Annotated in this window: 21 protein-coding genes and 3 tRNA genes; 3 read left to right on the forward strand and 21 right to left on the reverse strand. The window is 47.6% G+C overall.

The window, feature by feature from the left end:
• Positions 1 to 4: 4 nt before the first annotated feature.
• Genes BUQ78_RS01320 through xseB form a run of 4 tightly spaced genes read right to left on the reverse strand, consistent with a single transcriptional unit; the run spans position 5 to position 3,778 of the window.
• A complete protein-coding gene (locus tag BUQ78_RS01320; protein ID WP_014806723.1) occupies positions 5 to 805 on the reverse strand; it encodes a TlyA family RNA methyltransferase in 801 nt (266 codons plus the stop codon).
• Complete coding sequence (dxs, locus tag BUQ78_RS01325) at positions 777 to 2,654, reverse strand: 1-deoxy-D-xylulose-5-phosphate synthase (protein ID WP_084532133.1); 1,878 nt, start codon at positions 2,652 to 2,654, stop codon at positions 777 to 779. Before dxs ends, BUQ78_RS01320 begins: the two co-directional genes overlap by 29 nt.
• A 3-nt stretch (positions 2,655 to 2,657) precedes the next feature.
• Positions 2,658 to 3,557 (reverse strand): polyprenyl synthetase family protein, encoded by a 900-nt coding sequence (locus BUQ78_RS01330; RefSeq protein ID WP_084532135.1) that lies wholly within the window; start codon positions 3,555 to 3,557, stop codon positions 2,658 to 2,660.
• Positions 3,554 to 3,778: an exodeoxyribonuclease VII small subunit gene (gene xseB, locus BUQ78_RS01335; RefSeq protein WP_041459756.1), complete on the reverse strand. Its 225-nt coding sequence runs from the start codon at positions 3,776 to 3,778 to the stop codon at positions 3,554 to 3,556. The genes BUQ78_RS01330 and xseB overlap by 4 nt, the downstream gene beginning before the upstream one ends.
• 100 nt (positions 3,779 to 3,878) lie before the next feature.
• On the opposite strand from xseB, the gene rpmB reads away from it, so the two are divergent.
• Positions 3,879 to 4,073: a 50S ribosomal protein L28 gene (gene rpmB / locus BUQ78_RS01340; protein ID WP_071778399.1), complete on the forward strand. Its 195-nt coding sequence runs from the start codon at positions 3,879 to 3,881 to the stop codon at positions 4,071 to 4,073.
• On the opposite strand, the gene BUQ78_RS01345 is transcribed toward rpmB, so the two are convergent.
• From BUQ78_RS01345 to BUQ78_RS01410, 14 genes are all read right to left on the reverse strand, one after another.
• Positions 4,070 to 4,807 carry a thiamine diphosphokinase gene (locus BUQ78_RS01345; protein ID WP_074199048.1) on the reverse strand — a complete coding sequence of 246 codons (738 nt, stop codon included), beginning with the start codon at positions 4,805 to 4,807 and terminating at the stop codon, positions 4,070 to 4,072. The two genes, rpmB and BUQ78_RS01345, sit on opposite strands and share 4 nt — an antisense overlap.
• Positions 4,788 to 7,109: a DNA translocase FtsK gene (locus tag BUQ78_RS01350; RefSeq protein ID WP_084532138.1), complete on the reverse strand. Its 2,322-nt coding sequence runs from the start codon at positions 7,107 to 7,109 to the stop codon at positions 4,788 to 4,790. Before BUQ78_RS01350 ends, BUQ78_RS01345 begins: the two co-directional genes overlap by 20 nt.
• Positions 7,110 to 8,483, reverse strand: coding sequence for a TldD/PmbA family protein (locus BUQ78_RS01355; RefSeq protein WP_318259439.1), 1,374 nt, complete (start codon positions 8,481 to 8,483; stop codon positions 7,110 to 7,112).
• Complete coding sequence (locus BUQ78_RS01360) at positions 8,480 to 8,761, reverse strand: DUF4911 domain-containing protein (RefSeq protein WP_074199049.1); 282 nt, start codon at positions 8,759 to 8,761, stop codon at positions 8,480 to 8,482. The genes BUQ78_RS01355 and BUQ78_RS01360 overlap by 4 nt, the downstream gene beginning before the upstream one ends.
• On the reverse strand, positions 8,728 to 9,489 hold the full coding sequence (gene rlmB / locus BUQ78_RS01365) for a 23S rRNA (guanosine(2251)-2'-O)-methyltransferase RlmB (RefSeq protein ID WP_014806714.1): 762 nt from the start codon (positions 9,487 to 9,489) through the stop codon (positions 8,728 to 8,730). The genes BUQ78_RS01360 and rlmB overlap by 34 nt, the downstream gene beginning before the upstream one ends.
• Positions 9,486 to 12,326 (reverse strand): excinuclease ABC subunit UvrA, encoded by a 2,841-nt coding sequence (gene uvrA, locus BUQ78_RS01370; RefSeq protein WP_074199050.1) that lies wholly within the window; start codon positions 12,324 to 12,326, stop codon positions 9,486 to 9,488. The genes rlmB and uvrA overlap by 4 nt, the downstream gene beginning before the upstream one ends.
• Positions 12,286 to 14,310 (reverse strand): excinuclease ABC subunit UvrB, encoded by a 2,025-nt coding sequence (uvrB, locus tag BUQ78_RS01375; RefSeq protein WP_074199051.1) that lies wholly within the window; start codon positions 14,308 to 14,310, stop codon positions 12,286 to 12,288. The genes uvrA and uvrB overlap by 41 nt, the downstream gene beginning before the upstream one ends.
• Before the next feature lie 116 nt (positions 14,311 to 14,426).
• A complete protein-coding gene (gene ftsH / locus BUQ78_RS01380; RefSeq protein WP_014806711.1) occupies positions 14,427 to 16,343 on the reverse strand; it encodes an ATP-dependent zinc metalloprotease FtsH in 1,917 nt (638 codons plus the stop codon).
• A gap of 21 nt (positions 16,344 to 16,364) precedes the next feature.
• Positions 16,365 to 16,901 carry a hypoxanthine phosphoribosyltransferase gene (gene hpt, locus BUQ78_RS01385; protein WP_014806710.1) on the reverse strand — a complete coding sequence of 179 codons (537 nt, stop codon included), beginning with the start codon at positions 16,899 to 16,901 and terminating at the stop codon, positions 16,365 to 16,367.
• A gap of 5 nt (positions 16,902 to 16,906) precedes the next feature.
• Positions 16,907 to 18,310 (reverse strand): tRNA lysidine(34) synthetase TilS, encoded by a 1,404-nt coding sequence (gene tilS, locus BUQ78_RS01390; protein WP_318259639.1) that lies wholly within the window; start codon positions 18,308 to 18,310, stop codon positions 16,907 to 16,909.
• Positions 18,311 to 18,380: 70 nt separating this feature from the next.
• Positions 18,381 to 18,457: transfer RNA gene (locus tag BUQ78_RS01395), tRNA-Met, on the reverse strand.
• A gap of 8 nt (positions 18,458 to 18,465) precedes the next feature.
• A tRNA-Met gene (locus BUQ78_RS01400) sits at positions 18,466 to 18,542 on the reverse strand.
• A 19-nt stretch (positions 18,543 to 18,561) separates the two neighbouring features.
• Positions 18,562 to 18,648, reverse strand: a tRNA-Leu gene (locus tag BUQ78_RS01405).
• Between the two features lie 59 nt (positions 18,649 to 18,707).
• A complete protein-coding gene (locus BUQ78_RS01410) occupies positions 18,708 to 19,406 on the reverse strand; it encodes a lipid-binding SYLF domain-containing protein (protein ID WP_014806708.1) in 699 nt (232 codons plus the stop codon).
• Between the two features lie 291 nt (positions 19,407 to 19,697).
• On the opposite strand from BUQ78_RS01410, the gene BUQ78_RS01415 reads away from it, so the two are divergent.
• Positions 19,698 to 20,765, forward strand: coding sequence for a pyridoxal phosphate-dependent aminotransferase (locus tag BUQ78_RS01415; protein WP_318259442.1), 1,068 nt, complete (start codon positions 19,698 to 19,700; stop codon positions 20,763 to 20,765).
• A gap of 117 nt (positions 20,766 to 20,882) precedes the next feature.
• Entirely contained in the window at positions 20,883 to 21,194 is a 312-nt protein-coding gene (locus tag BUQ78_RS01420) for a YerC/YecD family TrpR-related protein (RefSeq protein ID WP_014806706.1), read from the forward strand.
• A gap of 87 nt (positions 21,195 to 21,281) precedes the next feature.
• On the opposite strand, the gene BUQ78_RS01425 is transcribed toward BUQ78_RS01420, so the two are convergent.
• From BUQ78_RS01425 to BUQ78_RS01435, 3 genes are read right to left on the reverse strand one after another with little or no spacing between them, the layout of a single operon-like run.
• Entirely contained in the window at positions 21,282 to 22,424 is a 1,143-nt protein-coding gene (locus tag BUQ78_RS01425) for a DUF362 domain-containing protein (RefSeq protein WP_318259443.1), read from the reverse strand.
• Positions 22,414 to 23,175: an endonuclease III domain-containing protein gene (locus BUQ78_RS01430; RefSeq protein WP_074199055.1), complete on the reverse strand. Its 762-nt coding sequence runs from the start codon at positions 23,173 to 23,175 to the stop codon at positions 22,414 to 22,416. Before BUQ78_RS01430 ends, BUQ78_RS01425 begins: the two co-directional genes overlap by 11 nt.
• Positions 23,135 to 25,582 (reverse strand): Lon protease family protein, encoded by a 2,448-nt coding sequence (locus BUQ78_RS01435; protein WP_074199056.1) that lies wholly within the window; start codon positions 25,580 to 25,582, stop codon positions 23,135 to 23,137. The genes BUQ78_RS01430 and BUQ78_RS01435 overlap by 41 nt, the downstream gene beginning before the upstream one ends.
• Positions 25,583 to 25,618: the final 36 nt, after the last annotated feature.

Below are 25,618 nucleotides of genomic sequence, written 5' to 3' on the forward strand. Positions count from 1 at the left end.
CTCTTTAATCGAGCTCGTCGTGAGCGTTTTTCACTATCTTTTCGAAATCTGGGACGTAAGGCGTGACCCTTTTGTTTGTGACATGCATTAAAAACTCGATATTGCCCTTTGGCCCCTTGATCGGTGAGTGAGTAAGGCCCGCCAACTTGAGAGGTGTAGCTTGCTCAATGAAGCCTGTGATATCCCTTAAAACGCTTTCATGAAGAAGCGGGTCGGATATTATTCCCTTACTTACATGCTCTTTTCCTGCCTCAAACTGCGGTTTTATTAGAGCTATGATATCTCCATTAGGAGACAATAAATCTACCACCACAGGAATGATGAGCTTTAATGATATGAAAGACACATCTATCGTGACGAGGTCGGCTGTTTCGTCAAAATCCTCTCTGCGTAAAAACCTGGCGTTCGTCCTCTCGCGAACTACGACACGCTCGTCCTGTCTTAAGGGCCATGCCAACTGTCCATAGCCCACGTCAATGGCGTAAACTTTTTTCGCTCCCCGTTCCAGCAACACCTGCGTAAAGCCCCCGGTGGAAGCTCCGACATCGATACATACAGCATCTTCTGGGTCTACATCAAAGGAACTTAATGCCTTTAAAAGTTTATGCGCGCCACGACTCACCCATCTCTCCTGTTCCATCACTTCCAAAGAAGAAGCGAGGCTTACCAGCGTGCCCGCCTTGACCACAACCCTACCATCCACCCTTACCTTACCGGCCAATATCATGGCAGTTGCTTTGCTCCTGCTGTCGACGAGGCCTCGCTCTAGCAACAATTTATCGAGGCGCTGTTTCGAGGTACTCACTTACTTTTTTCACCACCTCATCGCAGCATATCCCAACATACCTCAACTGTTCGTCTTTAGCACCATGAGGAACGTAAAGGTCCGGAACGGCCATATGCTCCCACCGAATATGTTTGTTTACCCTTTGAGCGAAGCCCAATAACTGTTCTCCAATGCCGCCAATCGCGTAACTTTCCTCTGCCATGATGACCAAGGAGTGATCGACAAATAACTTGTTTAGCGTCTCCAGGTCCAACGGTTTTAGGAACCTCAAGTCCACCAAAGTAGGATCGATATTATAGATATCTGCAATTTTGTTACATGATTCAATTAACATAGAGATGACGCCTCCATGACCGATCAAAAGCACTTCTCTGCCATGCCTTAACACTTCAGCTTTCAGCCACGGAGCGCAAGGAGCGTCAACGTCTCTTGCAAGCCTTTTAGGAGCGTCGCCTTTGGGATATCTAACGATGGCAGGCATATCGCAATTTTTAATAAGGTTAGAGAACATAAATTCCATATCCGCAACATCTCTGGGAGAAGCAATTATTAGCCCCGGGACAGACTTGAACCAAGGTATATCGAGCAACCCTTGATGCGTTTCGCCATCCTCACCTACCAGTCCGGACCTGTCAAGGGAGATGACTACGGGAAGTTTTTGCATGGCTATGTCGTGATACAGTTGATCTCCGGCCCGTTGCAAGAAAGTCGAGTATATAAATGTTACGGGGCGCATGCCTCCAGCTGCCAATCCCGCAGCATATGTCAACATATGTTCTTCTGCTATGCCAACGTCGAAGAATCTATCGGGGAATCTTTTTTTGAATCGGGATAAACCGCACCCCTCCTCCATCGCTGCCGTAAGACAAACCACCCTGTTGTCCTTCTCGGCGATCTTTTCGACACATTCGGCACAAGCCTTACTCCAAGAGACGATTTCCGCATCCGGCCTTGGGCGTCTTGGGGACACGCCATGATATTTTGTGGGGTTTTCCTCGGCCGGGGCGTATCCTTTGCCTTTTTTGGTAATCACATGAATGAGGACCGATTCATCAAAGGCCTTGGCAAGCTTAAACACCTCTTCAAGCTCCTCCAGGTTATGGCCGTTAAAGGGACCCCAGTAATTTATGCCCAAGGCCTCGAACATGTTTATGGGCTGTAACGCCGTTTTAATTTGATATTTCAGCTTTTTAAGGCTTTCTTCGATCAACGATCCGCCTAAGGGTAGGTTCTTGCAGGCAGACCTCAAGGCATCCTTCATCTTTCTGTATGATGGGTTAGTGCTCAGATGGCTTAAGTGCTTGGCAAGTCCTCCGATCGGGAAATTGATGGACATCTTATTATCGTTTAACACGATTATGACCTTGGTCTTGAGCTCTTCGATCTGGTTTAAGGCCTCAAGGGACATGCCGTTGGATATAGAGGCATCTCCAACTACGGCAATTACGTTATGACTTTGATGTAGTAAGTCGCGAGCCTTTGCGTAGCCAATCGCGGCGGAAATGGAGGTCCCGGCATGGCCCGTATCAAAATGATCGTAAGGGCTTTCTTCCCTCTTGGGAAATCCGCTTATTCCACCCCACTGTCTTAGGGTATGAAACCTATCTTTACGGCCCGTCAGTATCTTGTAAGCATAGGCTTGATGTCCCACATCAAAGACAATTTTATCTTTCATCGGGTCAAAGACAGAAAGCAAAGCCACGACCAACTCGACCGCTCCAAGCGACGAGGCAAGATGCCCTCCGTTTTCGGTGGCAACACCTATGATCATTTGTCGAATCTCGCCGCAAAGCCGATTTTTTTCTTCCAACTTTAACCTGTACAGATCCCTATAATCATTTATCATATCCAAATACGAATGAGACAAGGCTTACTTAGACCTCCCGGCAAAATGCTCTGCTATTTCAACAAAGATCTTAAAATTTCCGCCCAATGGGACTATTGCTTCTATGGCCTTCGATGTCTCTTCTTCTGCCAATTTTTTAGCCCTTTGTAATCCATATACAGTTACAAAGGTAAGCTTTCCGCTTTTTACGTCCTTTCCAGGCGTCTTGCCTAACTCTTGAACGCTACCCGTCACATCCAGTATATCATCTACGATTTGAAAAGATATTCCCAAATGTGTCCCATAATTATATAAATGTGACATTATTTTTCCATCTGCACCGGCCAGGGCAGCGGGTGCAGTCAGGGTTGCACGCAAAAGCGTCGCAGTTTTGCGTTCGCACATATCCCAAACATAATTTTCTTCATCCTTTACAGCGTCCTGCATCATATCAAGCGTTTGGCCTCCGCAGATGCCAGCAGGACCTAGGGCATTCGCAAATATGCCCAAGGCGTTCAGTATGTTCGTCTTATCAAAGCCCTGCTTGGGCAATTCCTGAAGCGCATGTTCAAAGGCAAAAACAAGCAAGGCATCGCCTGCCAGTACTGCCATGGCCTCGCCATATACCTTATGATTGGTCAATTTTCCTCGCCTATAATCATCGTTATCCATGCAAGGAAGGTCATCGTGTATGAGAGAAGCAGTATGTGCCATTTCAAAGGCTGCAGCCAATGGCATGACCTTATCCTGCATTATGCCGAGCCTTTCTGACAGGATCATGCAAAGCGCCGGTCTGACCCTCTTGCCGCCGTTAAGGAGCGAATAGGCGATGCATTGCGCCAGCCTTTCCGGTATATCTCTTTTTGCCAATGTATCCGACAGGTATCTGTCCATTATTTCCTTCTTTTGCTCAAAGAGTACCCTTAAATCGTTCTTGTGGTTCAATTTTCATTCTCCTCTTGAGTTTCCGCTTCCCATGCCTTTTCGTTGCCGCCTTCGTCCACCAGCATAACCTTTTGCTGGACCTCAGCCAAATAGGCCTGGCAATTTTTAACCAATGCTACTCCCCGTTCGAATATCTCCATGGCCTCTTCTAAGGGGAGGGCTTCCCTTTCCAAGCGTTGGATAATTTTCTCCAGTTCCTCAATGTTTTTTGAAAACGACATCATCATTCCTCCAAATAGGCATTACTATTTGATTTTTTGCCTGTAGGCATGTTAAAATACCTTCGCTGTCCTTTCATAGCAAAAAGGAGGTTGTCAATCAATGGCTCGTATATGTGAATGTTGTGGGCGGGGCCCAATAACGGGAAATAACGTCAGCCACTCTCACCGCAAAACCCGCCGTCGTTGGCTCGTCAACTTGCAGGTTGTGAACGTAGACCTTGGGGGCGGTATCAAGAAACGAATGAAGGTATGCACCCGTTGTCTGCGTTCCGGTTTGGTCAAGCGGGCTGTTTAAAAGCCCGCTTTTTTCAATCTTTTCTCGCTGAGACATATATACACACCTACACATCCACTTTTAATGCTCAAATATACATCTCTCTCTTCTCTTCTTAGTTCATTACTGACAGCAAAGGGCTCTTCGAGCTTCAAGGATACGTCCTCCAATTCCCATTTTACACCCTTCAAACTTACCCCATCCGACCGAGGCGTAAGGGATAACAACGAAAGGGCGAAGGGCTTTTCGTCAAAATGAACGGTCAGCCTTTCTTTGTCTTTAAGGAGTATAAAAGATTCATCTTCGCCAATAAAGCCCAGCGCATCAACGCCCCATCTTTGGGCCCAAATTAGACTAAAGACGTTGCTTAATGTATGGTCCAACCTTCCCCCAAGCCCTGCAGTGACGAAGACGGATGGCGACCGGTAGATATTGCCGATCTGCATAAGCGTCAGTTGCAGATCGGTATAATCCTTATCCTTGGGATATCTATAAATCTTCGCCCCTCTTTCTGCAGCCCAATCCCAATCCTCCAAAGAGGAGCTGTCTCCATCACCCACAATTGCAACCGGAACCACGTCTATATTTCTGCAACATTGGATTCCTTTATCTGCAACCCATACGTCAAATTGCTTTGATATTGTCTTAAGCCATGCGTCACTTGGTAACTTACCTCCGGCCACTACCAAGACTTTCTCGTCGGAGATAGGAGGTATCCGCTCGATTGCAAAGGCCTCAGTTATGATCGATCCCACTTCGATCGCCTCCCAAGGCAGTGGCTATTATCTCCCTTGCCCTGTCCTCGTCGATCAATATATCCCTGGGTTTGGACCCTTCCTGTGGTCCAACGATGCCGAGCTGTTCCATGGTATCGATCAGTCTGGCTGCACGGGTAAATCCGATCCTCAGCTGACGCTGGAGTCTACTGGCTGAGGCTATTCCGGTGGCCAGCACTACTTCCACGGCTTCCTCAAGCAAAGGATCGTCGAGATATGCGGCTTCATGACTCGATCCATTGCCTTCCGAGATATTCAAATATTCCGGTTCGCCGAAAATATTGATAGTGTATTTTATAAACCTGCTTATGGTATCTTCGTCTACCCAGGGAGCCTGTATCCTCACCGGTTTGGCAAATTTGGGCGATAGGAAGAGCATATCTCCCTTTCCAAGTAACTTTTCGGCTCCCCCCACGTCCAATATGGTCCTGGAATCGGCCTGAGAGGGCAACGTAAAGGCAACCCTTGCCGGGATATTGGCCTTAATCAGACCCGTTACGACGTTAACCGAAGGTCGCTGCGTTGCCAGGATAAGGTGGATGCCTGTAGCTCTCGCCATTTGAGCCAGTCTACAGATATAGTCCTCAACTTCCTTGGGCGATGTCATCATCAAGTCTGCCAGTTCATCTACTACTATGACCAGGTTGTACAGCCTATCTTTCGGTAACACCTTTTCGTTGTAAGAACCTATATTTCTGACGCGCGCCTTCGCAAACATATCATATCTTCGCTCCATCTCGCTTATGGCCCATGCAAGTGCCGCTACAGCCTCCTTGGTCTCCACTATGGGAGGGGTAAGGACGTGAGGAAGCTTTTCGTAAAACGTCATCTCCACCCTTTTGGGATCTATAAGAAGCAGCTTAACTTCGTCCGGCCGCCTGTCAAAGCACAGGCCAATCAAGCAGGACGATATGAAGACGCTTTTCCCCGATCCCGTCGTCCCTGCGACCAATAGATGGGGCAGGGTTTCAAGCCCGACCACCATTGGCGTCCCATCCACGGTAAGTCCTAGCGGCAACGGCAATTCATATTTAGACTGAATGAAGTTTGAAGATTCTACTACCTCCCTAAGTAGCACAGGTCTCCGCTTGGGATTCGGTATTTCTATGCCGACATAGGGTTGTCCCAATATTGGCGCCTCCACTCGCAGGCTTGGCACTGCCAAGGCCAAAGCCAAATCGTTAGAGAGGGCTGCTATCCTGCTTACCTTTATGCCTGGAGCTATCTGTATCCTAAACTGTATAACCGTGGGGCCCTGAACTATATCCGCCAACTCCGCTTCTATGCCGAATTCAGCAAGTGTATCGATGATCTTTGCACCGTACTTTTCTAACATTGGCTTAATGTCGGCAGTAGCGTCATGATCGATTGGAGCGCCCAATATATCCAGTGGTGGCGGAAATTTACCGGGTTCTACATCAAGAGGAATGACGTAACCGTCTTCGGCATCCTCCCCTTCCGCAACTTCCGTTAATACGTAGTCGCGATCAGGCAGGGGCAACTCGGGCGATGGTTCATCGGAAAATTCAAAAGTGTCCCGTGGTGAAACTTGAGGTTGATTATCTTTATCGTCGTCAGTCATACCGATGTCAGCCATGTCAACCGCATCAGTAGGCTCTTTCTTTCTAAACGAATCCTTAAATTTCCTTATCCTTTCCAGCACATCTCCAAAGAACGTCTGCATTTTCGAAAATAGCCCTTTGAAGTTGCCTTGGTAGTAAAACAACCCCACGAGAATAGCAAGCATCAACCCCAGAAGAAAGATGCCTAAGGGGCCTATGCTTCTTAGGGCTGCGGATGCGATAAAATTGCCCCAACTTCCACAGAGGCGCATATTTTCTAGATTAGGATTATCAATGTATATTAGTCCTAACATCAATTCAGCAGAGAGAAAAAGCAGCGCCGCAACTGTCGTCTGTGTCATAAAGGCAGGTATTTTACGCTTGACCAATAAGGCAATGCTGAGATAGCCTACATAACACAAAGGTATTACCGAGGCCAATCCCCATTTGCTCATCATGAGATCTCTGGCGCTCTCACCTATAATCCCGGTCCAGGAGGTAAAAATACTGGCTATTAGGTAAATGACTCCAAAAAGAATCAGCAACAGAAAGAAATCGAGCACCTTGGAAGCCCTTCGGATCCCCTCGGAGTGCATTTCCTCTACAAAAAGATCATCAAAGGCCCTTTGAACGCTACCAAAAATAGCGTCTAGCTTCCTTGTCGTCTCTCTTTTGCCCTTCGATCTGCTCTTGTTTCTGCGCGAATATCTTTCCGGCATTTATAAGTCGCTTCCTCCCACGACCAACTCTTTAATAAGCACCGTCGGTTGACCGTCCGTTACCGGGACGGACTGACCGTTTTTGCCGCAAAAACCTACTTCTAACTTTATGTCGTCGCCGACAGCCAAAATGTCCTTCAATGCCTGAGGACCGTTGCCAACAAGTACAGCTCCCCTGACTGGAGTTGTTATTTTACCATCTTCTATCATGTAGCCTTCCTCTACATGGAATAAGAAGTCGCCTGACGTTGGGTTGGTCTCTCCTCCGCCTAATTTTTTTGCAAAAAGACCGTATGGCACTTTCGATATGATCTCCTCCGCCTTTCCTTTGCCCGGGGATAAAAAGGTATTGGACATGCGTACCGTTGGAGGATTCATGTAAGACTGCCTTCGTCCGTTTCCCGTAAGGGGAAGTCCCCACATTTTATTGCAAAAGACATCTGCCAGATAGGCCTTTAAAATTCCATTTTCTATAAGCACGGTCCTCTGGGAGGGAGTTCCTTCGTCGTCATACCTGTAAGATCCGAAGGCGTCCTTGATGGTCGCATCATCTACCAAAGTGACTTCAGGGCTGGCCACCTGCTCGCCCAATTTACCCTTGAAGGAAGAATAGTCCTTGTATACAATATCCCCCTCCAGGGCATGTCCGCACGCCTCATGTATCATAGTTCCTCCCGCCTCGCCCGATAAAACGACTGGCATTTTCCCGGCAGGGCATAAGGCACATTCGGGGCCAACAAGGGCTTTTCTTGCTGCCTCCAAAGCTATAGACTCCATGTTCGCCAGTTCAAGAAAACGATCCAGGGGTACGCTGTACCCGCTTGCCTCATAACCCGTATAAAGCTTACCGTTGCTTTCAACTATCACCTGAGCGGCAAACCGCGACAGGAATCTTGTTTCACGTACAAGCTTACCTTGGCTAGTGTAAATAGCTATTTCCTTCTGCGTAGCGCTCAATTTTAAGGTCACTTTTGTTATATACTTACTTTCCTGTGATATAATTTTGCTCAATTCCCGCAAAATTGACGCATCAATCATGGGAATTTCCTTGCCTTCATTGACCGTTAGGAGCTCTTCCTGGGGCATGGAAGGAAGTTTTGTTGATATGTTCAAGGGCTCGACTGTATCGCAAATCAGTTTCATGACGGCTCCGGACGTGGTCCTGTGGATGTGCCCAAAGTGGGTTTCGCCTCCGCGAAGCAATCGAAATCCGCAACCTCGAATGACACCCGAGGCCAATTCTTCCAATTTGTCTGCCTCCAGAGTCGCGAAGTGCCCTAATGAGCGCTGTAAATAGAGATCGCAAAAGGCATCGCTCTTCTTTCCAATGTCTGCCATTGCCTCAAGGAACACGTCAGATGACAAAAAGATCACTCCTCCATTAAAATAAGCTCCCCTACTGTTTCAAGATCATCGATCTCGCTTTTGAGGAGCGTTAAGACTTCGTATACATCAGAGACCATGTCTAGTGGAAAATATATCCATACGTGGTCCTGTGGTGCGTCTTCCTTCCTGATGTATCCCAAGTTGTCATAACCGTCAATTATGGCGCTCAAATAAAAAATTTCAGGCTCTGGAACGCTTAACAACAACTTGCAAAAACCCTTTTTAGGTAGCATCATGAGATCATCTCGCTGCAACATCTTGCCCATTCGTACATTCCTATGCTTGCTGCAACGGCAGCGTTTAAGGACCCCGTTTTTCCCAGCATCGGAATGGACCTCAAGTCGTCACAAGCCTTGGCCACGACCTGCGATATGCCCATTTCTTCCGATCCTACCACAAAGGCCAACTTGCCGCCAATGGGCGGCTTATCCCATAAGTGCCTTTCAGCCCTTTGATCCAAGCCAACTATCCAGACGCCTTTTTCCTTAAGTTCATTTATTGAGTTCACCAGGTTGCTTACGGTAACCGTCATGATCCTTAGGCTGGCACCAGCACTTGTCTTATGCACTGTGCTGTTTGGGAATGCGCTGTTGCGCTTAGGAATGATCACGCCCAGAGCACCGAAGACTTCAGCACTTCTAATTATGGCGCCCAAATTATGGGGATCCTTGATCTTATCTGCTATGATGACTAACGCCTTATCATTGGCCTTGGAAACCATATCGAGCAATTTACCCATATCTCCCGTTTTTCCCTTTACTACATAGGCAACTATGCCCTGATGTGATGCTCCATCCGTTATTCTGTCCAAGGCCTGTGGCTTTACCTTAGAAATCGGAATAGAGTACCTGCGAGCCTTATCGTATATCTCTTCAAAGAGTTTTTTGTTAATAGATTCAGACACCAATATCTTATGGCAACGTTCCGGAGCCTCATCTATAAGTGCCATGACCGGATGATGTCCATAACAAATGTCGCTCGTCTCGTCCTTCATGATACCAAATATTTTCCTCCTCTTATATCTTGTAAGAAGGCATCGATGTACCTGCCGGTGTAGCTACTTTTATTTTCCGCAAGATCTTCGGGTGTTCCGGTAGCTATGATATAACCTCCGCCATCTCCACCCTCCGGCCCCAGATCGATGATATGATCGCAGGAGACGAGAAAGTCAAGGTTATGTTCGATGACCACCACCGTATTGCCCTGATCGACCAACCTGTGCAAAAGCAAGAGCAACTTCTTTACGTCCGTGTAATGCAATCCCGTCGTAGGTTCATCCAAGAGGTAAAGGGTAGATCCCCTAAACTGCTTTGAAAGCTCGGTAGCAAGCTTTACCCTCTGCGCTTCCCCTCCGCTCAAGGTGGGGGCAGGCTGACCAAGGCGAATATATCCTAAGCCTGCTTCCTTTATCACTGACAGCTTCTTTTCGATCTTAGGTATGTCCTTAAAGAATTCGCAGGCCTCATCTACGGTCATGTCCAAGACATCCGTAATATTTTTGCCCTTAAATTTAACCTCAAGCGTTTCCCTGTTGTAGCGTTTTCCCTTGCAAACCTCACAGGTCACGTAAGCATCAGGCATGAAAAGCATAGGGACCTTAACTAAACCCTCGCCCTTGCATGCCTCACAGCGACCTCCCCTTACGTTGAAGCTGAAACGTCCCATGGAATAGCCTCTAAGCTTTGCCTCGGGCAGCATTGAAAAAAGCTCCCTTATGTAGGTGAAAACCCCTGTATACGTCGCAGGATTGGACCTTGGAGTGCGCCCAATGGGGCTTTGATCGATCAATACCACGTTTTGAAGCTGTGAGTATCCCTCGATGGCCCTGTGCTTGCCGACCCTGGCCCTGAAATCGCTGTCTAAAAGCCTTTTAATGCCCTTGAATATTATCTCGTAAAGCAAAGTACTTTTGCCCGATCCCGATACGCCGCTTATGCAGACCAGTTCTCCTAGCGGTATCGTCACATCGATGGATTTTAGATTGTTTTCCTCGGCACCATATATCTTTATAAAACCCTTCGGCTTCCTCCTGCTGTTATGTGGTGAAAACACGACGCCGGAGCTTTCTCCCCTCAAGTAAAGGGCAGATAAACAATTGGAATTTTGAATGTCCTCGGTAGATCCCTCGAATACTATGTTACCCCCCATCTCTCCCGCCGCCGGGCCAAGCTCTATTATGTGGTCGGCTGCCAGCATCACTTCTCTGTCATGCTCTACCACAATTATGCTGTTGCCAAGGTCCTTTATCGACTTGATGGTTCGCAACAACCTATCGGTATCCCTGGGATGAAGGCCAATAGTGGGTTCGTCTAGGACATAAAGTACACCGCTCAGCTTCGAACCGATCTGTGTGGCAAGATGAATCCGCTGGCTTTCTCCGCCGCTTAAGGTGTCAGCCCTTCGGTTCAACGTCAAATAGCCCACCCCTACATCCACGAGGAAGGAAAGCCTCTTTGAAAGCTCCTCTAAGACCGGCCTGATCACGTTATTCCATTGGCTTTCCTGTGAGTTAACCTTTTTAATGACATTTACCAGGGATGCCACCTGCATCTCAACCAAGTCGCCAATGCTGTAGCCTGCGACCCTTACGGCCAAGGCCTCCGGGCGCAGGCGCCTGCCCCTGCAGGCTTCACATATGTCCTCGGTGCGAAACCTGGCAAGCTCTTCTTTTACGTTTTCCGAGTCAGTCTCTTTCCATCTTCGCTCTAACCATGGAATAAGTCCTTCATACCTTCCCATGTACGTGAACTCTTCGCCATGTTCTCTATATGTCATCAAAGCCCTATCGTTAGATCCATTTATGATGACGTCTTTCACATCTTGAGGTAAAGATTTAAATGGTGTATTTAAATCCCAACCCTTTGTCCTTGCAAGTGCCTCAAGGCGCCTGAGCATATAATGGTTTTTGCCCCAGGGTATTATCGCCCCTTCAAATACCTTTCTCTCCGGGTCTATGGCCAAATCCTTGGAGAAATATTCATAACTTCCTATCCCAGAACAGGAAGGACAAGCACCATAGGGGCTGTTGAAAGAAAACAACCTAGGCTCGACCTCGGGAATTGAAATACCGCAATCCGGACAGACAAACTTGTTGGTCAGCAACTCCTCTTCCTGCTCGTCTATTACCAGCAGCACAAAGCCATCGGCGAGCTCAAAGGACTTTTCTACCGCCTCGCTCAAGCGATCTCTCTTTGCTTCCTGAGCTCGTATGCGATCAATTACCACCTCTATGTCATGCGTCCTGTTTTTATCCAAGGTGATATCTTCCTCGAGCCAAAGTATTTGGCCGTCGACGCGTACCCTTGCATATCCTGCCTGTCTTAATCGGAGAAAAAGATTTTTATGTTCTCCTTTTTTCCTCTTGATAACCGGTGCCAGAATGGAAAGCCTCCTGTCCGGCCACCTTTTTAATACCAGATCGACTATTTCATCCACCGTGTACTTATGAACCTCATGCCCGCATATATGGCAATAGGGGGTACCGGCTCTTCCGTATAGCAGCCTCAGGTAATCGTAAATCTCGGTTACCGTTCCGACCGTAGAGCGGGGGTTATGAGATATACCCTTTTGTTCTATGGAAATGGCAGGAGATAAGCCCGATATATCATCCACGTCGGGCTTGTCCTGCATTCCCAAAAACTGCCTTGCAAAGGCCGACAACGATTCCACGTACCTCCGTTGTCCCTCTGCGTATATGGTATCGAAGGCCAGCGACGATTTCCCCGAACCTGACGGACCGGTTATCACCACTAATTTATTCTTCGGTATCTTTACGTCTATGTTTTTTAGATTATGCTGTCTTGCTCCTTTTACGATTATGTATTGTTCCACGGGTAATTTTTCCTCCCTTTATATCGCTTATCAGATCTCTAAGCCTTGCTGCCTCCTCGAAATTTAACTTGGATACGGCATCCCACATCATGCGTTCCAGCTCATCGAGCGAAACCTCACTTTGCCTGGGAAGCATGCCTCTGTCGGCTTCTTCGAGCTTATGATCGAGCAGCTCTTCGGGCAGTAGGTGAACTATGGGTTTTACTATGCTCTTAGGTATTACTCCATGCTTGAGGTTGAAGGCTTCTTGAGCCTCTCTCCGCCTTTTTGTCTCTCTTACTGCGAACTCTATCCCCTCGGTCATCTCGTCTGCGTAAAGCACGACCGTACCTGCCGCATGTCTTGCTGCCCTTCCTATCATCTGTATGATCGAGCGCGAAGAGCGCAGAAAACCTTCTCTGTCGGCGTCAAGTATGGCTACCAATCTAACTTCAGGGAGGTCCAGACCTTCCCGAAGCAAATTAACGCCAACCAATATGTCTATGTTGCCTATCCTGAGGTCGCGCAGCAATTCTGCCCTCTCGAAGGCGTCAAGCTCAGAATGAATATATCTTACCTTATAACCAAGCCCTGCCAAATACTCGGCCAAATCCTCCGCTGAACGCTTTGTCAGCGTATTTACCAGGACCCTTTGGTTTGCCCCTACACATTCCTTGAGGCGATGAAGCAAATCGTCCAATTGATTCCTTGCCGGAACGACCTCGACTTCCGGGTCCAATATCCCGGTGGGCCTTATCAATTGTTCAACCACCTGGCTTGATACCGAGATCTCGTAATCCCCGGGAGTGGCCGATATGAAGATGACCTGTTTCATGTATTCTTCAAACTCCTCCCATCGAAGGGGCCTGTTATCCAGGCAAGAGGGCAGCCTAAATCCGTGTTCCACGAGGGTCTTTTTTCTCGATATGTCGCCATTGTACATTCCCCTTATCTGGGGAACAGTTATGTGCGATTCATCTATCACCATGATAAAATCATCGGGAAAGAAGTCCAGAAGCGTTCCCGGTGGCTCACCTGGGTTTCGCCCGTCCAAGTGCCGTGAGTAATTTTCTATACCTGAGCAGTATCCTACTTCCGCAAGCATCTGCATGTCATACCGCGTGCGCGTGAGCAACCTTTGTGCTTCTAGGACCTTGCCTTCACCTTGAAGCTCTGCAACTCTCCGCTCAAGCTCTTCTTCGATGGCCTTTAAGGCTCTCTGTATATTTTCCTGCGTCGTTACGTAGTGCTGCGCGGGAAAAATGGCGGCATGGTCTTTTTGTATTATGGACTTACCCCATAGGGGGTCTATTTCCTCAATTCTCTCTATCTCATCGTCGAAAAAGGATATGCGTAGCGCCGTATCGCTATACGCCGGATAGACCTCCACCACATCGCCGCGTCCTCTAAAAGTTCCAGGCTCAAGCGTTACATCGTTGCGCTCGTAGTAGTTGTCAAGCAATCTCTTGAAAAATTCCTTTCGGCTTATGACGTCTCCCACGGAGAACCGAAATATCGCTTCCTCATAGGATTTTCTCTTGCCCAAGCCATATATGCAGGATACGCTTGCCACGACTATAACGTCCCTTCTCTCCAAAAGGGCTTTCGTCGTGGCCAGTCTGAGTTTTTCTATGCGCTCATTTATTGATGCGTCCTTTTCTATGTAGATATCCTGGGCAGGAAGGTAAGCTTCGGGCTGATAGTAGTCATAATAACTCACGAAGTAATGGACCTCGTTGTTCGGAAAAAAGTCTTTAAATTCACTATAAAGCTGTGCCGCTAAGGTTTTGTTATGGGCAATTACCAATACGGGACGTTGGACCTGTTCTATTACGTTTGCTATGGTAAAGGTTTTACCGCTGCCCGTCACTCCAAGGAGGGTTTGATACTTCATACCTTCCTTCAACCCTACGACCAGTTTATCTATGGCTTGAGGCTGGTCGCCTGCTGGCTTCCAGGGCGCCTTTAACTCAAATTTTTCCATGCTCTCCTCGCGACGCTTCATACCTCAAATACCACCTCATGTATATGATATCAAGAAAAAGGATGACGCGCAGGTCAATCTACGCGTCATCGAAAACATCGAGTTTCACTAAACGCATTCTAAATCGTGCCTGGCCATTAAACCGGATCTATCCTAGGCTCCAACTGAACCGGCGACTTTTTGTCCACAGATTGAGCTGCAGCCACCGATTGTGTCTCGGGAAGCCTTTCGCCGCTATCCTGCGGTATCGCTTGAAGCTGCTCGTTAATGAGGGCATCCAGCTCTTCGCCTTCGAGGACCTCTTTTTCAAGTAAAACTTCGGCAATCCTATCTAAGATCGGCTCATGTTTGATAAGCAAGTCCTTGACCAACTCGTAGCAATCGTCGATGATCCGCCTTACTTCCTGGTCTATGGCATAGGCGATCTCTTCGCTGTAGTTGCGATCCTCCACTATATCCCTTCCAAGAAAGATCTCGTGCTGCTTTCTGCCCAGGCGCACAGGCCCTAGCCTCTCGCTCATGCCAAATTCAGTTACCATCTTTCTGGCTATTTGAGTTGCCCGCTCTAAGTCATTTTGAGCCCCTGTGGTTATGTCATCGCCCTTGAGTTCCTCGGTGACCCTACCGCCGAGCAAAACGCATATCTGGTTTAAAAGCTCCTTCTTCGATATTAGGAACCTATCTTCCTCGGGAAGTTGCATGGTGTAACCCAAAGCCTGATGCCCGCGAGGTATTATGGAGACCTTATGGACGGGATCGCAATTCGGCAAGAGCTTGGCCACCAGGGCATGCCCAGATTCATGCAGGGCGATTACCCTTTTTTCCTTCGGGCTTATTACCCTGCTCTTACGCTCTGGACCGGCTATGACTCGATCAATTGCCTCTTCGAACTCGTCCATCGTGATGAGCTTTTTGTTTCGCCTTGCAGCCAGCAAGGCTGCCTCGTTGACGAGGTTGGCAAGGTCGGCGCCTACAAAGCCGGGCGTCCTTTTGGCTATGACCTCAAGGTTTACGTTAGGATCGACCTTTTTGTCCCTTATATGCACCTTAAGTATGGCCACTCTGCCCTTGAAATCTGGTCGGTCCACCACAATTTGCCGATCGAATCGCCCCGGTCGCAGCAAAGCGGGATCCAAGATATCCGGCCTGTTTGTGGCTGCTATGACTATTATTCCGGTTGTGGTGTCAAAGCCGTCCAGCTCGACAAGCAGCTGATTTAAAGTTTGCTCCCTTTCATCGTGTCCGCCCCCCAGGCCGGCGCCCCTATGCCTTCCAACTGCGTCGATCTCGTCGATAAAGATGATGCATGGTTGATACTTTCTGGCCTGCTCAAATAGGTCGCGCACCCTGGCAGCCCCCACGCCGACAAACATCTCTACGAAGTCCGAACCGCTGATGCTGAAGAAAGGCACATCCGCTTCGCCAGCTACGGCACGGGCCAACAAGGTTTTGCCCGTTCCAGGGTGCCCCAACAGAAGGACACCTCTTGGAACTCGCGCGCCCAGGGCGGCAAACTTTCTCGGATTGCGCAGGAACTCTATGACTTCCTGTAGCTCTTCCTTTGCCTCATCACAACCGGCGACATCGTCAAAGGTGACCTTCGGCCTGTTGTCCAGGAACATCTTAGCCTTGCTCTTTGCAAAGGACATCACCTTGCTGCCGCCACCCTGCATATGGTAAAGGATGAATATCCATGCTCCTATAAGAAGGAGGGTGGGAAAGAGTGAAGATACCATACCAGACCACCAAGGCGTTGCCTGTGGTGGCTTAACTTCGACGTTGACTCCCTTTGCCGCGATTTCCTTAGCCAAATCGCCAACGCCTACAGCATAAGTACTGAAGTGATGGCCGTCCTTTAGCACGCCGGTAATAGTGGATCCATCTATGGTGACATCGGTGACGTTGCCTTTGTCCACTTGATTCAGAAATTCCGAGTAGGACAGTGGAACCACATCACGAGTCGGCTGCATAGGAGTGATGAACATATTTACCAGGCTCACCACTAGTACTATCAATATCAAATATAACCCTAAGTTTTTCATCATTTTACCCAAATTATTACCACCTCTTTTGCCCTACATTGAAGGTCTTACAATATATATGGACGGCAAGTTGCGCCACAGACCTGCGTAATCAAGCCCGTAACCTACCACAAATTCGTCGGGTATAGTAAATCCACAATAGTCTATATTCACCTCAGCCTGATGTCTATCAGGCTTATCGAGGAGCACGCATATCCTAAGTCCCCTAGGTTGTCTTTCCATCATCAATCTGTATAGGTAGGACAGCGTCAATCCGGTATCCATGATATCCTCGACTATAAGCACTTCACATCCTTTAATGTCGCTATCGATGTCCTTCACTATTCTGACTATACCGCTGGTCTTAGTAGATGCACCATACGATGACACGGCCAAAAAGTCAATCTTAACTTTCACCGAATTGTCTATGCAGCGCACGAGGTCCGATAAAAATATCACGGCTCCTTTCAGCACTCCAATCACGATCAATTCCTTGCCAGCATAATCTCGAGAAATCTGCCGTCCCAATTCCCTTACCCTATCCTTGATTACACCTTCGCTAAGCAGGACTTCGTTTAACTCATACGACATGAAGGTTACATCCTTTCGCTTTTCTTGTATTCCGCTTTTATCCTGACCCTTTTCAGCGATCGATCCGCATCCCTGACTTTACAACTTCCACCATATAAAGGTATCCACCACATTTTACAACTTAAAATGAATATTGGCCATACTTGTTTAGACCACCATGGTACAGGATCAAAGAAATCGTCTATAAGTCGATGTGCCTCCTTAATTGAAACTATTTGCAAGGGAAGATCCATTTCGTCACATATGGAAACACAACACTGATACATGCCAAACTTCGGCATATCTGTCCTATCGGACATGTTCCAATGAAACTCCCAACCGTTCCAAAAAAGCTCTCCGCTGGGTTGAGACCTGAGGTCTATAGAGACGCTTGGCGATCTTGTCTCAATATCCCAATCTACCCATGATATGAAATCCCTATCGGCGCATACCTCTATCCTCTTTTCCCATTGAAATCTCCAATTTAACCTTTCCCTTATAAGCCCTACCAGAAGTTCCGTTCGATTGCCCGAGAGAGTCGTTAGGCCTAAGTCACGCTGCTGCTTTCGTATGCATTCTGCCAGCAAGTGAGGCGGCAGGTTGACTGACTGTAAGATCTTTCTGTCCCAGGTTGCCATGGCATAGGGCAGCGGATTTCGTCTTAATACCTCGTTTATGGAGCTTGCATCCCTTTCCAGCCGATCAGTTATATCACAAGCCTGCCTTGAGAGGGAGGCGATATGTTCCTTGATTTTTGGGTTGTATTCACTTTCGAGCAGGGGAATCAATTGTAAGCGTATTTTGTTTCTGGTGTAGTCAATATCTATGTTGGTAGAGTCCTCTCGCCAGGCCATTCCTAATCCCTTTAATAGCTCGATAATTTCCGATCTGAAAAACTCTATCAATGGCCTTACGATGTATCCTCTCTTCTCTGGTATGCCGCGAACTCCCCTTATCCCCGTTCCTCTTATTACGTTGAAGAGAACGGTCTCGACCAAGTCATCCTTATGATGACCTACGGCTATGCAAGAGGCGCCATATTTTTCTCTGACTTGTTCCAAAAAGGCATAGCGCAGCCTGCGAGCAGCTTCTTCGACGCTCTCCCCCCTTTGCCGACATTTTGGCACAGGAACGCTTTCCATCAGGAAAGGGCATCTCAATTCAGTTGCCAGACCACGAACAAAAGCAGCATCCTCTAAGGAATCCTCTCCTCTTATGCCATGTTCGAAATGGGCAACGATCACCTTACCGCGCCACAAATTGACCAACAGCCAAAGCAGTGCGACAGAATCTGGTCCCCCTGAGACACCGGCTACAATTGGACCACTGCTGTTCCACCAACCCTGACGAATGCCGACGGCCTTAAACTTGGGATAGTAATTATCCATGATCCACTTGGGGATGCATTTTGAGGTATTCACTTTTTCCATCACCTATTATTATGAAGCACAAACAACATAGGCGGGGATATCCCCGCCTTTACGTTCTGCTAAAATACAATGGTGGCGGTGAGTGGATTCGAACCACTGACACTGCGGGTATGAACCGCATGCTCTAGCCATCTGAGCTACACCGCCACTTAAATTGGTTGCGGGGGCAGGATTTGAACCTGCGACCTTCGGGTTATGAGCCCGACGAGCTACCGGCCTGCTCCACCCCGCGATATCTAATGCCTGCGCCATGGTGCCGGGCGCGGGACTTGAACCCGCACGGACTTTGCGTCCCCGGGATTTTAAGTCCCGTGCGTCTACCATTCCGCCAGCCCGGCTGGCACAAATCATTATATGAATATATAGACCCCTAGTCAAGCACAGATATAATTCGGTTTTATTTTTTCTTAGCCTTTGCAATAAGTGAATTCAACTCGTTAACTAAAGGTTTTACCTCACTTTTGACTGCTCTTTTCTGCAAAGCTTCGGAAGGCGATATTTTTTTACCCCAATAAGCCATGTTTGCATTTTCGTCGATATCCACGCTGCCGCCACCCAAAGAGACCCCGGCAAAAGCTCCTTTCGCCAGTGAATAGCTGTAAACGGAGTTTGTGGCTGCCCCGGCCCTGCGTCCCACGGGGCCTGCTGCTACCGAAACGTCAGCCCCCAAACTTACGTGTTCTTTTCTAAAGGCATTTAACCCCGCTTCATCCATTATGACCAGAATGAGGCCTGTAGACTGAACACCTATTTGAAGGCCTACAGATACTCCTCCTATGTTCATGAAAGAAGGTCCATACCATCGCGTAGAGTTTGGGTCTCTGCGAAGCAATAAGCCTTCGCCATACTCGGCACCAAATATGAAACCCGCCTTTGTTACGTTGGGGAAAATAGCAACTCCAACACAATCTCCCAGTAGATCGGTTAAGCCTTCTACATCGCTCTGCCTGCCCATTTCCTGCAACAATTGCGTCGATAGCTTAATCCTTTGTTCTGGGGTTTTAGCAGAAGCACCGGATTGAAAGAGGCATAGAGCAAGAATGACCAACAATAATGTGGTGAAGGCTTTGAATTTCATCTTTCTCCCTATGGCCATGAGATATACCCTCCTTACGTTATTAAGCTATAAAGTATTTATTCATATTATACAACGTATTAACAGGTGATGTTTACACCATGGGCAGTTTGGACATACCTTTAATAGATCATAACACGGTCAACGCTAATTATCTCAATTGCTTCGAAGAGACCCAGGTTGCGGGGCACTAACCTAAGGAATGACCGTAAAATGGGAGCAATACACTTGACGAAAATTATATGATCATGGTAAACTTTGTATTGGCTGCGTCATGCGTTTATTTTAATAAATCGTTAGGAGGATTACATGATGTTACGTGATCTTACATTCACATTAGATAGAGAATTCAGATTAGATAAGAACGAAAATCCCTTTGAGCTACCCCCCTCTCCCCGAGAGGAGATGCGAAAGCTGATTTCCGGCGTCGATCTCAATCGCTATCCTGATCCTTATGCCACGAAGCTTAGAGGCAAGTTAAGCGCAAAATTGAATTTTCCCCAAGAGCGTATAGTAATAGGCAACGGCGGCGATGAAATCCTGTCGATGTTGTTCATGGCTTACGTAAAACCTGGGGATAGGGTGCTCACAACCTACCCCTGCTTTTCAGAATATAGCCGCCTTTGTAAGATATTTGGAGCCGAACAACATCTTTTGCCATTGAACTTTAACGACAATGAGGTCACTTTGGATATAGAGCAGCTTTTAGATGCAATATCCAGAGTTTCTCCTAAGCTTATCCTGCTCGATAATCCTCATAACCCTACGGGCATGTTTATAGACCCCGCCAGGCTAATAGAAGTAGCTAAGCTCTCGTGCTGTCCCTTTGTCCTGGATGAGGCTTATGTTGAATTTGCTTCTAAATCTTCTTTGGATGTCATGAATGAAGAAATGCCCTCCAATCTATGCGTTTTGAGGACACTTTCAAAGGCATGGGGTCTTGCAGGACTTAGAGTCGGTTATGCCCTATGCTCCCAAAGGATAGCTAATGATCTGCTTGAAATAAAAAGCCCCTTCAACGTCAATGTGATCTCACAGGAGATCGCCTGCACGATGTTAGAATATGATGAGTGGATGAAAAGCAGAGTTTACAGCATCAGATTTTTGCGCGACAAGTTCATAGAAGAGGTTAACGAGATAGAGTCATTTTACGCTTATCCAAGCCAAGGCAATTTCGTGTTAATTCGCACGGAGCTGAATAAAGATTATGTATGCGCTTCTTTGAAAGAGAGAGGCATTAGGGTTAATATGCTTGAATTGGACATAAAGGATTACACTTGGATGCGCGTTTCCATAGGAAAGGAAGACGAGTTGAACTATGTGATTCAAACATTTCGTTCCATGGTGCGACAACCCAATGCTGAATTTGTTATAGCTTAGTTATTTTCTACCCCTTGACAAATGCACATTTAAAACTGTAATATTGAATTTGGCGATGACAAGTCGTACAATAAAGCGTGAATCATCAAGATATGCTTTAAAAAGGGGGGATAAAGAATGGCTGAGAAGTGGAAAGATCGTCTAACCGACCAGCTGTGCAAGGCCTTTTTAGTCCTAAAAAACGTCGATGAGATTTACAACTTCTTGGAGGATGTGGCAACGATCGGTGAAATTAGAGCCCTCGCTCAGAGGTTGGAGGTAGCCAGGCTGCTCGAAGAGGGATATACCTATCCTCAGATAGCACAGCAAACTGGTGCTAGCACAGCGACGATAAGCCGCGTCAAGAAGTTTCTCGAGTATGGCGCAGATGGCTACAAAATGGTACTTGAGAGGCTTAAAACGTTTGAGGGCGAGTCGAGACCTGAGTAACTTAAGCTAAAGAATTGGCGATATGATGGAAGAGGACGACATCAAATCCTGTCGTCCTCTTCTTGTCTTTTCCTTTCTATTTTTGCGTTAAGCCCTGAGCAGCTTCATCACTAAGTTCTCGCTGACCTCCATTGCTCCAGTTGGACACATTTCATGACAGCATAGGCACTTCACGCATGACCCTCTATCGATCTCGGGAAAGGGGTCCATCTTGATGGCGCCCTTGGGGCATACTTTAGCGCACACCCCGCACTTGATACATGTGGCCTTTTGAAGTGTCGGCCTTAACGCTACCCACCTGTGCGTCCATCCTCGTAACCAAGTGGGAAGCATTCTGAGCGAAGAGGAGCTCTTAATGAACCCCTTGATTTCAAGATCTTCGGGATTTACGCCAAGGATGTCTATGTCGTTCATGGACGATGGCCCTATCCCTCTTTTTGCAGCCAATTTTAGCAATGGTATGCTTAAAGGATTACGATAACCCATGGCTTTGGCGGCCACGAAATCTAGAGCCAATGCGTTTTCTGACGCCATCAAAAGACCTGCGAACCTAGGTTTGCCGTGAGTCGGACCGTTTCCTTCCATTGCATAAATGCCGTCTAGGATATTTAGCTTGGGAGGATTTGCTAAATATAAATCAATTATTGCATTACACAACCTCTCTATCGATACCGATAGATGGGCTTTCTTTCTGGTGTCCGTATCTGCAATCCCAAAACAATTTTTTATGCACGCAGTAATCTCTGTTTCGGCATGCGTCTTCAATTTAGCCACGTTCACCACGTACGGGGCATCGAAATAGCGCTTGGACAACCTGGGATTTTTTAGGACGAAGTTTTCCGGTCTTTCAAGGGTCACGAAACCCAAGTCCGATAGTACAGTGGCCATGGCGTTGTCGTCGCCTTTCACTGCGTCATACATTCCCGTTAGCGTCAAAAGTTCCTCTTTCCTATCGGCATAAAGATGCCCTGGCGAATCAGCTACCACGATCTTTCCCAAAAATCCCCTGCTTCTTGCAAACTTCATCAAAGCTTTTACAAGGGATGGATGAGTCGTAACGCAATTTTCCGGTGATTTCGGTGCAAGGAGGTTCACCTTGAACAGCATCTCAGGCAAATCAGTCTTTAAAGGTTCATCGATCATCTTTAGGGCATCCATCAAGGCTTTATAGACTTCTTCCTCTTCATATGAGGAAGCACGGGTTACGGATACAGTAAACCTACCTGCCATCGACATCACCTTCCAACGGATAAAGGCACAACTTGCGTTCATTTAAGGGACATTCCCCACATTGGGGCTTTCTTGCCAAACAGATATTCCTGCCATGGGATATGAGGTCTAAGTGGGCGGACCAATACAGCTCTTCCGGTATGATAGATTCCATGATCTTCTGGATTTCTGGCGGGCTGCATTTCGCGCTCACCCAGCCTATCCTTTTGCACAACCTTCCTACGTGAGTATCGACGGGGAAGGCCGGCAACCCCAAGTCGAAGAGGAGAACACATGCGACAGTCTTGGGACCAACTCCCGGCAGGGAGCTTAAAAACTCGACTATATCCCCTTTTTTCATCCTTCGGAGATCCCTTAGACTGCAGTCGCCAAAACGATCGGATACTATCTTGAGGATTTCCTTGATTCTCATTGCTTTTACGTTGGACAGTCCGGCAGGCCTGATGACAGATGCTATCTCCTCATGTGTAGCCGCAAGTACTTCATCCCACCTTGGAAAGCGCGCTTTCAGAAGTACGTATGCTCTGTCCCTATTCTTGTCATTGGTGTTTTGGGATAGCACGGTCAAAATAAGCCCGTCCAGGGGCTCCTCCCGCGTCATTCTGGCGGGCCGAAGGTAACCCCACAGGCCCGCCAGAATTTCTAAAACTTCAAGGACCCACCTTTGATCGGGCAATTTAAGATCAACAATATCCCCCAAACTTGCCCTGCTAGTTATCGTTACTGCTGCTTTCCTTTCCATCTTTTTCATCTTTCTGAAGGGCCTTCTTGAGCTTTGCGGCCTCCTCCATGAGCAGCCTAAGCTTTGCCTTAGCCCTGCCATGAACCGAATCCTCCGGATATTTGCCTGACTCGTCAGGTGTGCCTGCAGGCACGCCGGTCAATATCTCTAACCCTTCGTCGACAGTCTCTATAGCCCATATGTTGAACTTGCCGCTCTCTACGGCCTCCAACACCTCATGATCCAACATCAGATGGATGAGGTTTTGTTTCGGGATCATCACGCCCTGCTTGCCGGTCAAACCACGGAATTTGCAGTATCTGAAGAACCCCTCGATCTTCTCGTTCACTCCCCCTATGGGTTGTATGTTTCCAAACTGATCAACTGAACCCGTGACTGCGATGCCCTGTTTGAGCGGATAACCCGATAGCGACGACAGCAAACAGTATAGCTCCGTGGATGATGCGCTATCACCCTCTATTTCCTCGTAGGTCTGCTCAAAGGCTATCCTGGCAGACAAAGTGAGCGGCATGTCCTGTGCATATTTTTTGCCCAAATAGCTCGAAAGTATCAACAGCCCTTTGTTATGGATCGGCCCCGTGAGCTTTACTTCCCTTTCTATATTTACGACTCCCTCTTGTCCCATGTAGACGTTAGATGTGATCCTAACGGGATGTCCAAAGGAGTGCTCTCTCATGTCTATTACGGTCAACCCATTTATTTGGCCAACCCTTTCGCCGTCTACTTCGACGCGAAGTATTCCTTCCTCGAGGGACATGAACAAGCGATCTTCGATAAGGCTGACACGATAGCGCATCTCGCTAATTGCCTTTCGAACATGCGAGGCCTCTACCACTTCTTTGCCTTCTGCCTTTGCCCAAGCGGTCGCCTCTACCAATACCTCGGTTATTTTGTTCATCTGCGTGGTCATTCGACGTTGATGCTCGGCAAGCCTCGAGGCAAACTCTATGACTTCGCCCACTGACTCCCTGCTAAAGGGGAGCAATTTTTCCTGTTGTGTATACTCAGCCACGAATACCGCTATATCATATTCCGTGGCTTCGTTTCGCGGCATATCGATGTCGAAATCTGCTTTTATCTTAAACAGCTCGGAAAATTCCTTATCGTACAGGCTCAACAAGTAGTAAATGTAGCGGGTACCCACTATCACGACTTTGACGTTTAAGGGAATAGGTTCCGGCCTAAGAGAGGAGACGGGCACAAATCCCCACTGTTCACCTAAATTCTCGATAGTGAGTTGTTCATCTTTTAGGGCACGCTTCAAGGCGTCGTAGGATAAGTATTGCCGAAGCAGCTCTTCTGCTTCCAATACCAGATATCCGCCGTTTGCCCTATGGATCGCTCCAGCGACTATTTTCCTAAAGTCCGTATAGAGATAACCCTGCCTGCTTTCGTACTCCACCTTGCCCATGAGGTTGTAATAGGTCGGATTGGATTCCCTAATCACGGGTGCACCTTTATCCGGATCGTTGCTGACGAAGACGTTAACCATGTACTTACCGAAGTCAACCTCAATGTTTTCGTCTCTCGCAGCTGCCACGAATATATTGAAATTTTTGATGATGTCTTCCTCCATGGAATCGAGCCACTTGGAGAGCTTTTCCGATCTGGCGTACTTGTCTTTAAGTTCGCTCATGAAGGGGCTTATGGCATTGCGGGATATATTCCTTTCGAGATCCCTTATCCTATCCTTGAGCCCCTTTTCGAGATCTCGGATCCTCCTTAAGGTCTCCAGGGTATGTTGAGATATCTTCTCCGATATTTCCTGCAATCTCCTTTGCTCTTCTTCCGGAAGGGCCTCAAACTCCTCCTGCTGCATCTCTCTATATACTACTTTGCCATCTTGCTCGATCTTCACTAATGGAATGTTTATGAATCCCTGAGGAGTGCGCTTTATGACGAACCCGTTCTGTTGAGCTATGCCCCTTAGACGTTCCATCAATTCGTTAACCTGTTCCTGAAACTCCTTGACAAGTTGAGCTTTTGCATCTTCATATTGGCTATCCTCAAAGGCCTTACTTAAAGTTGACTTAAGCTCTTCGATGACATCCGCAATCGCTTGAGCAAACCGCTTGCCCTGGCCGGCCGGCATGTTAACCGTTATGGGTGAGCTTGGGTTGTCAAAGTTATGGACATAAAGCCAGTCATCCGGAGCTGCCGTCTTTTTTGCCCTCGCCTCTATCTGTCTCATTGCGTAGGTCATACGACCGCTTCCCGGATTGCCCACCACGAATATGTTGTATCCCTTCTTATCGAGGGACAACCCAAAAGAAACGGCTTTAGCTGCCCTTTCCTGTCCTATCAACCTATTGTCGCTAACCAGTTCCGCGGTGGTCGTGAAATGAAATTTTTCTATGGGAACTCTAAGACGAAGTAATTCCTTAGGTACCCGCTTTTCCTCCAATAAAGATGACATTCTCTTACCCCCTTAACAAACCATATAAACTCTAGG

Source organism: Acetomicrobium flavidum, from assembly GCF_900129645.1.
Classification (GTDB): domain Bacteria; phylum Synergistota; class Synergistia; order Synergistales; family Acetomicrobiaceae; genus Acetomicrobium; species Acetomicrobium flavidum.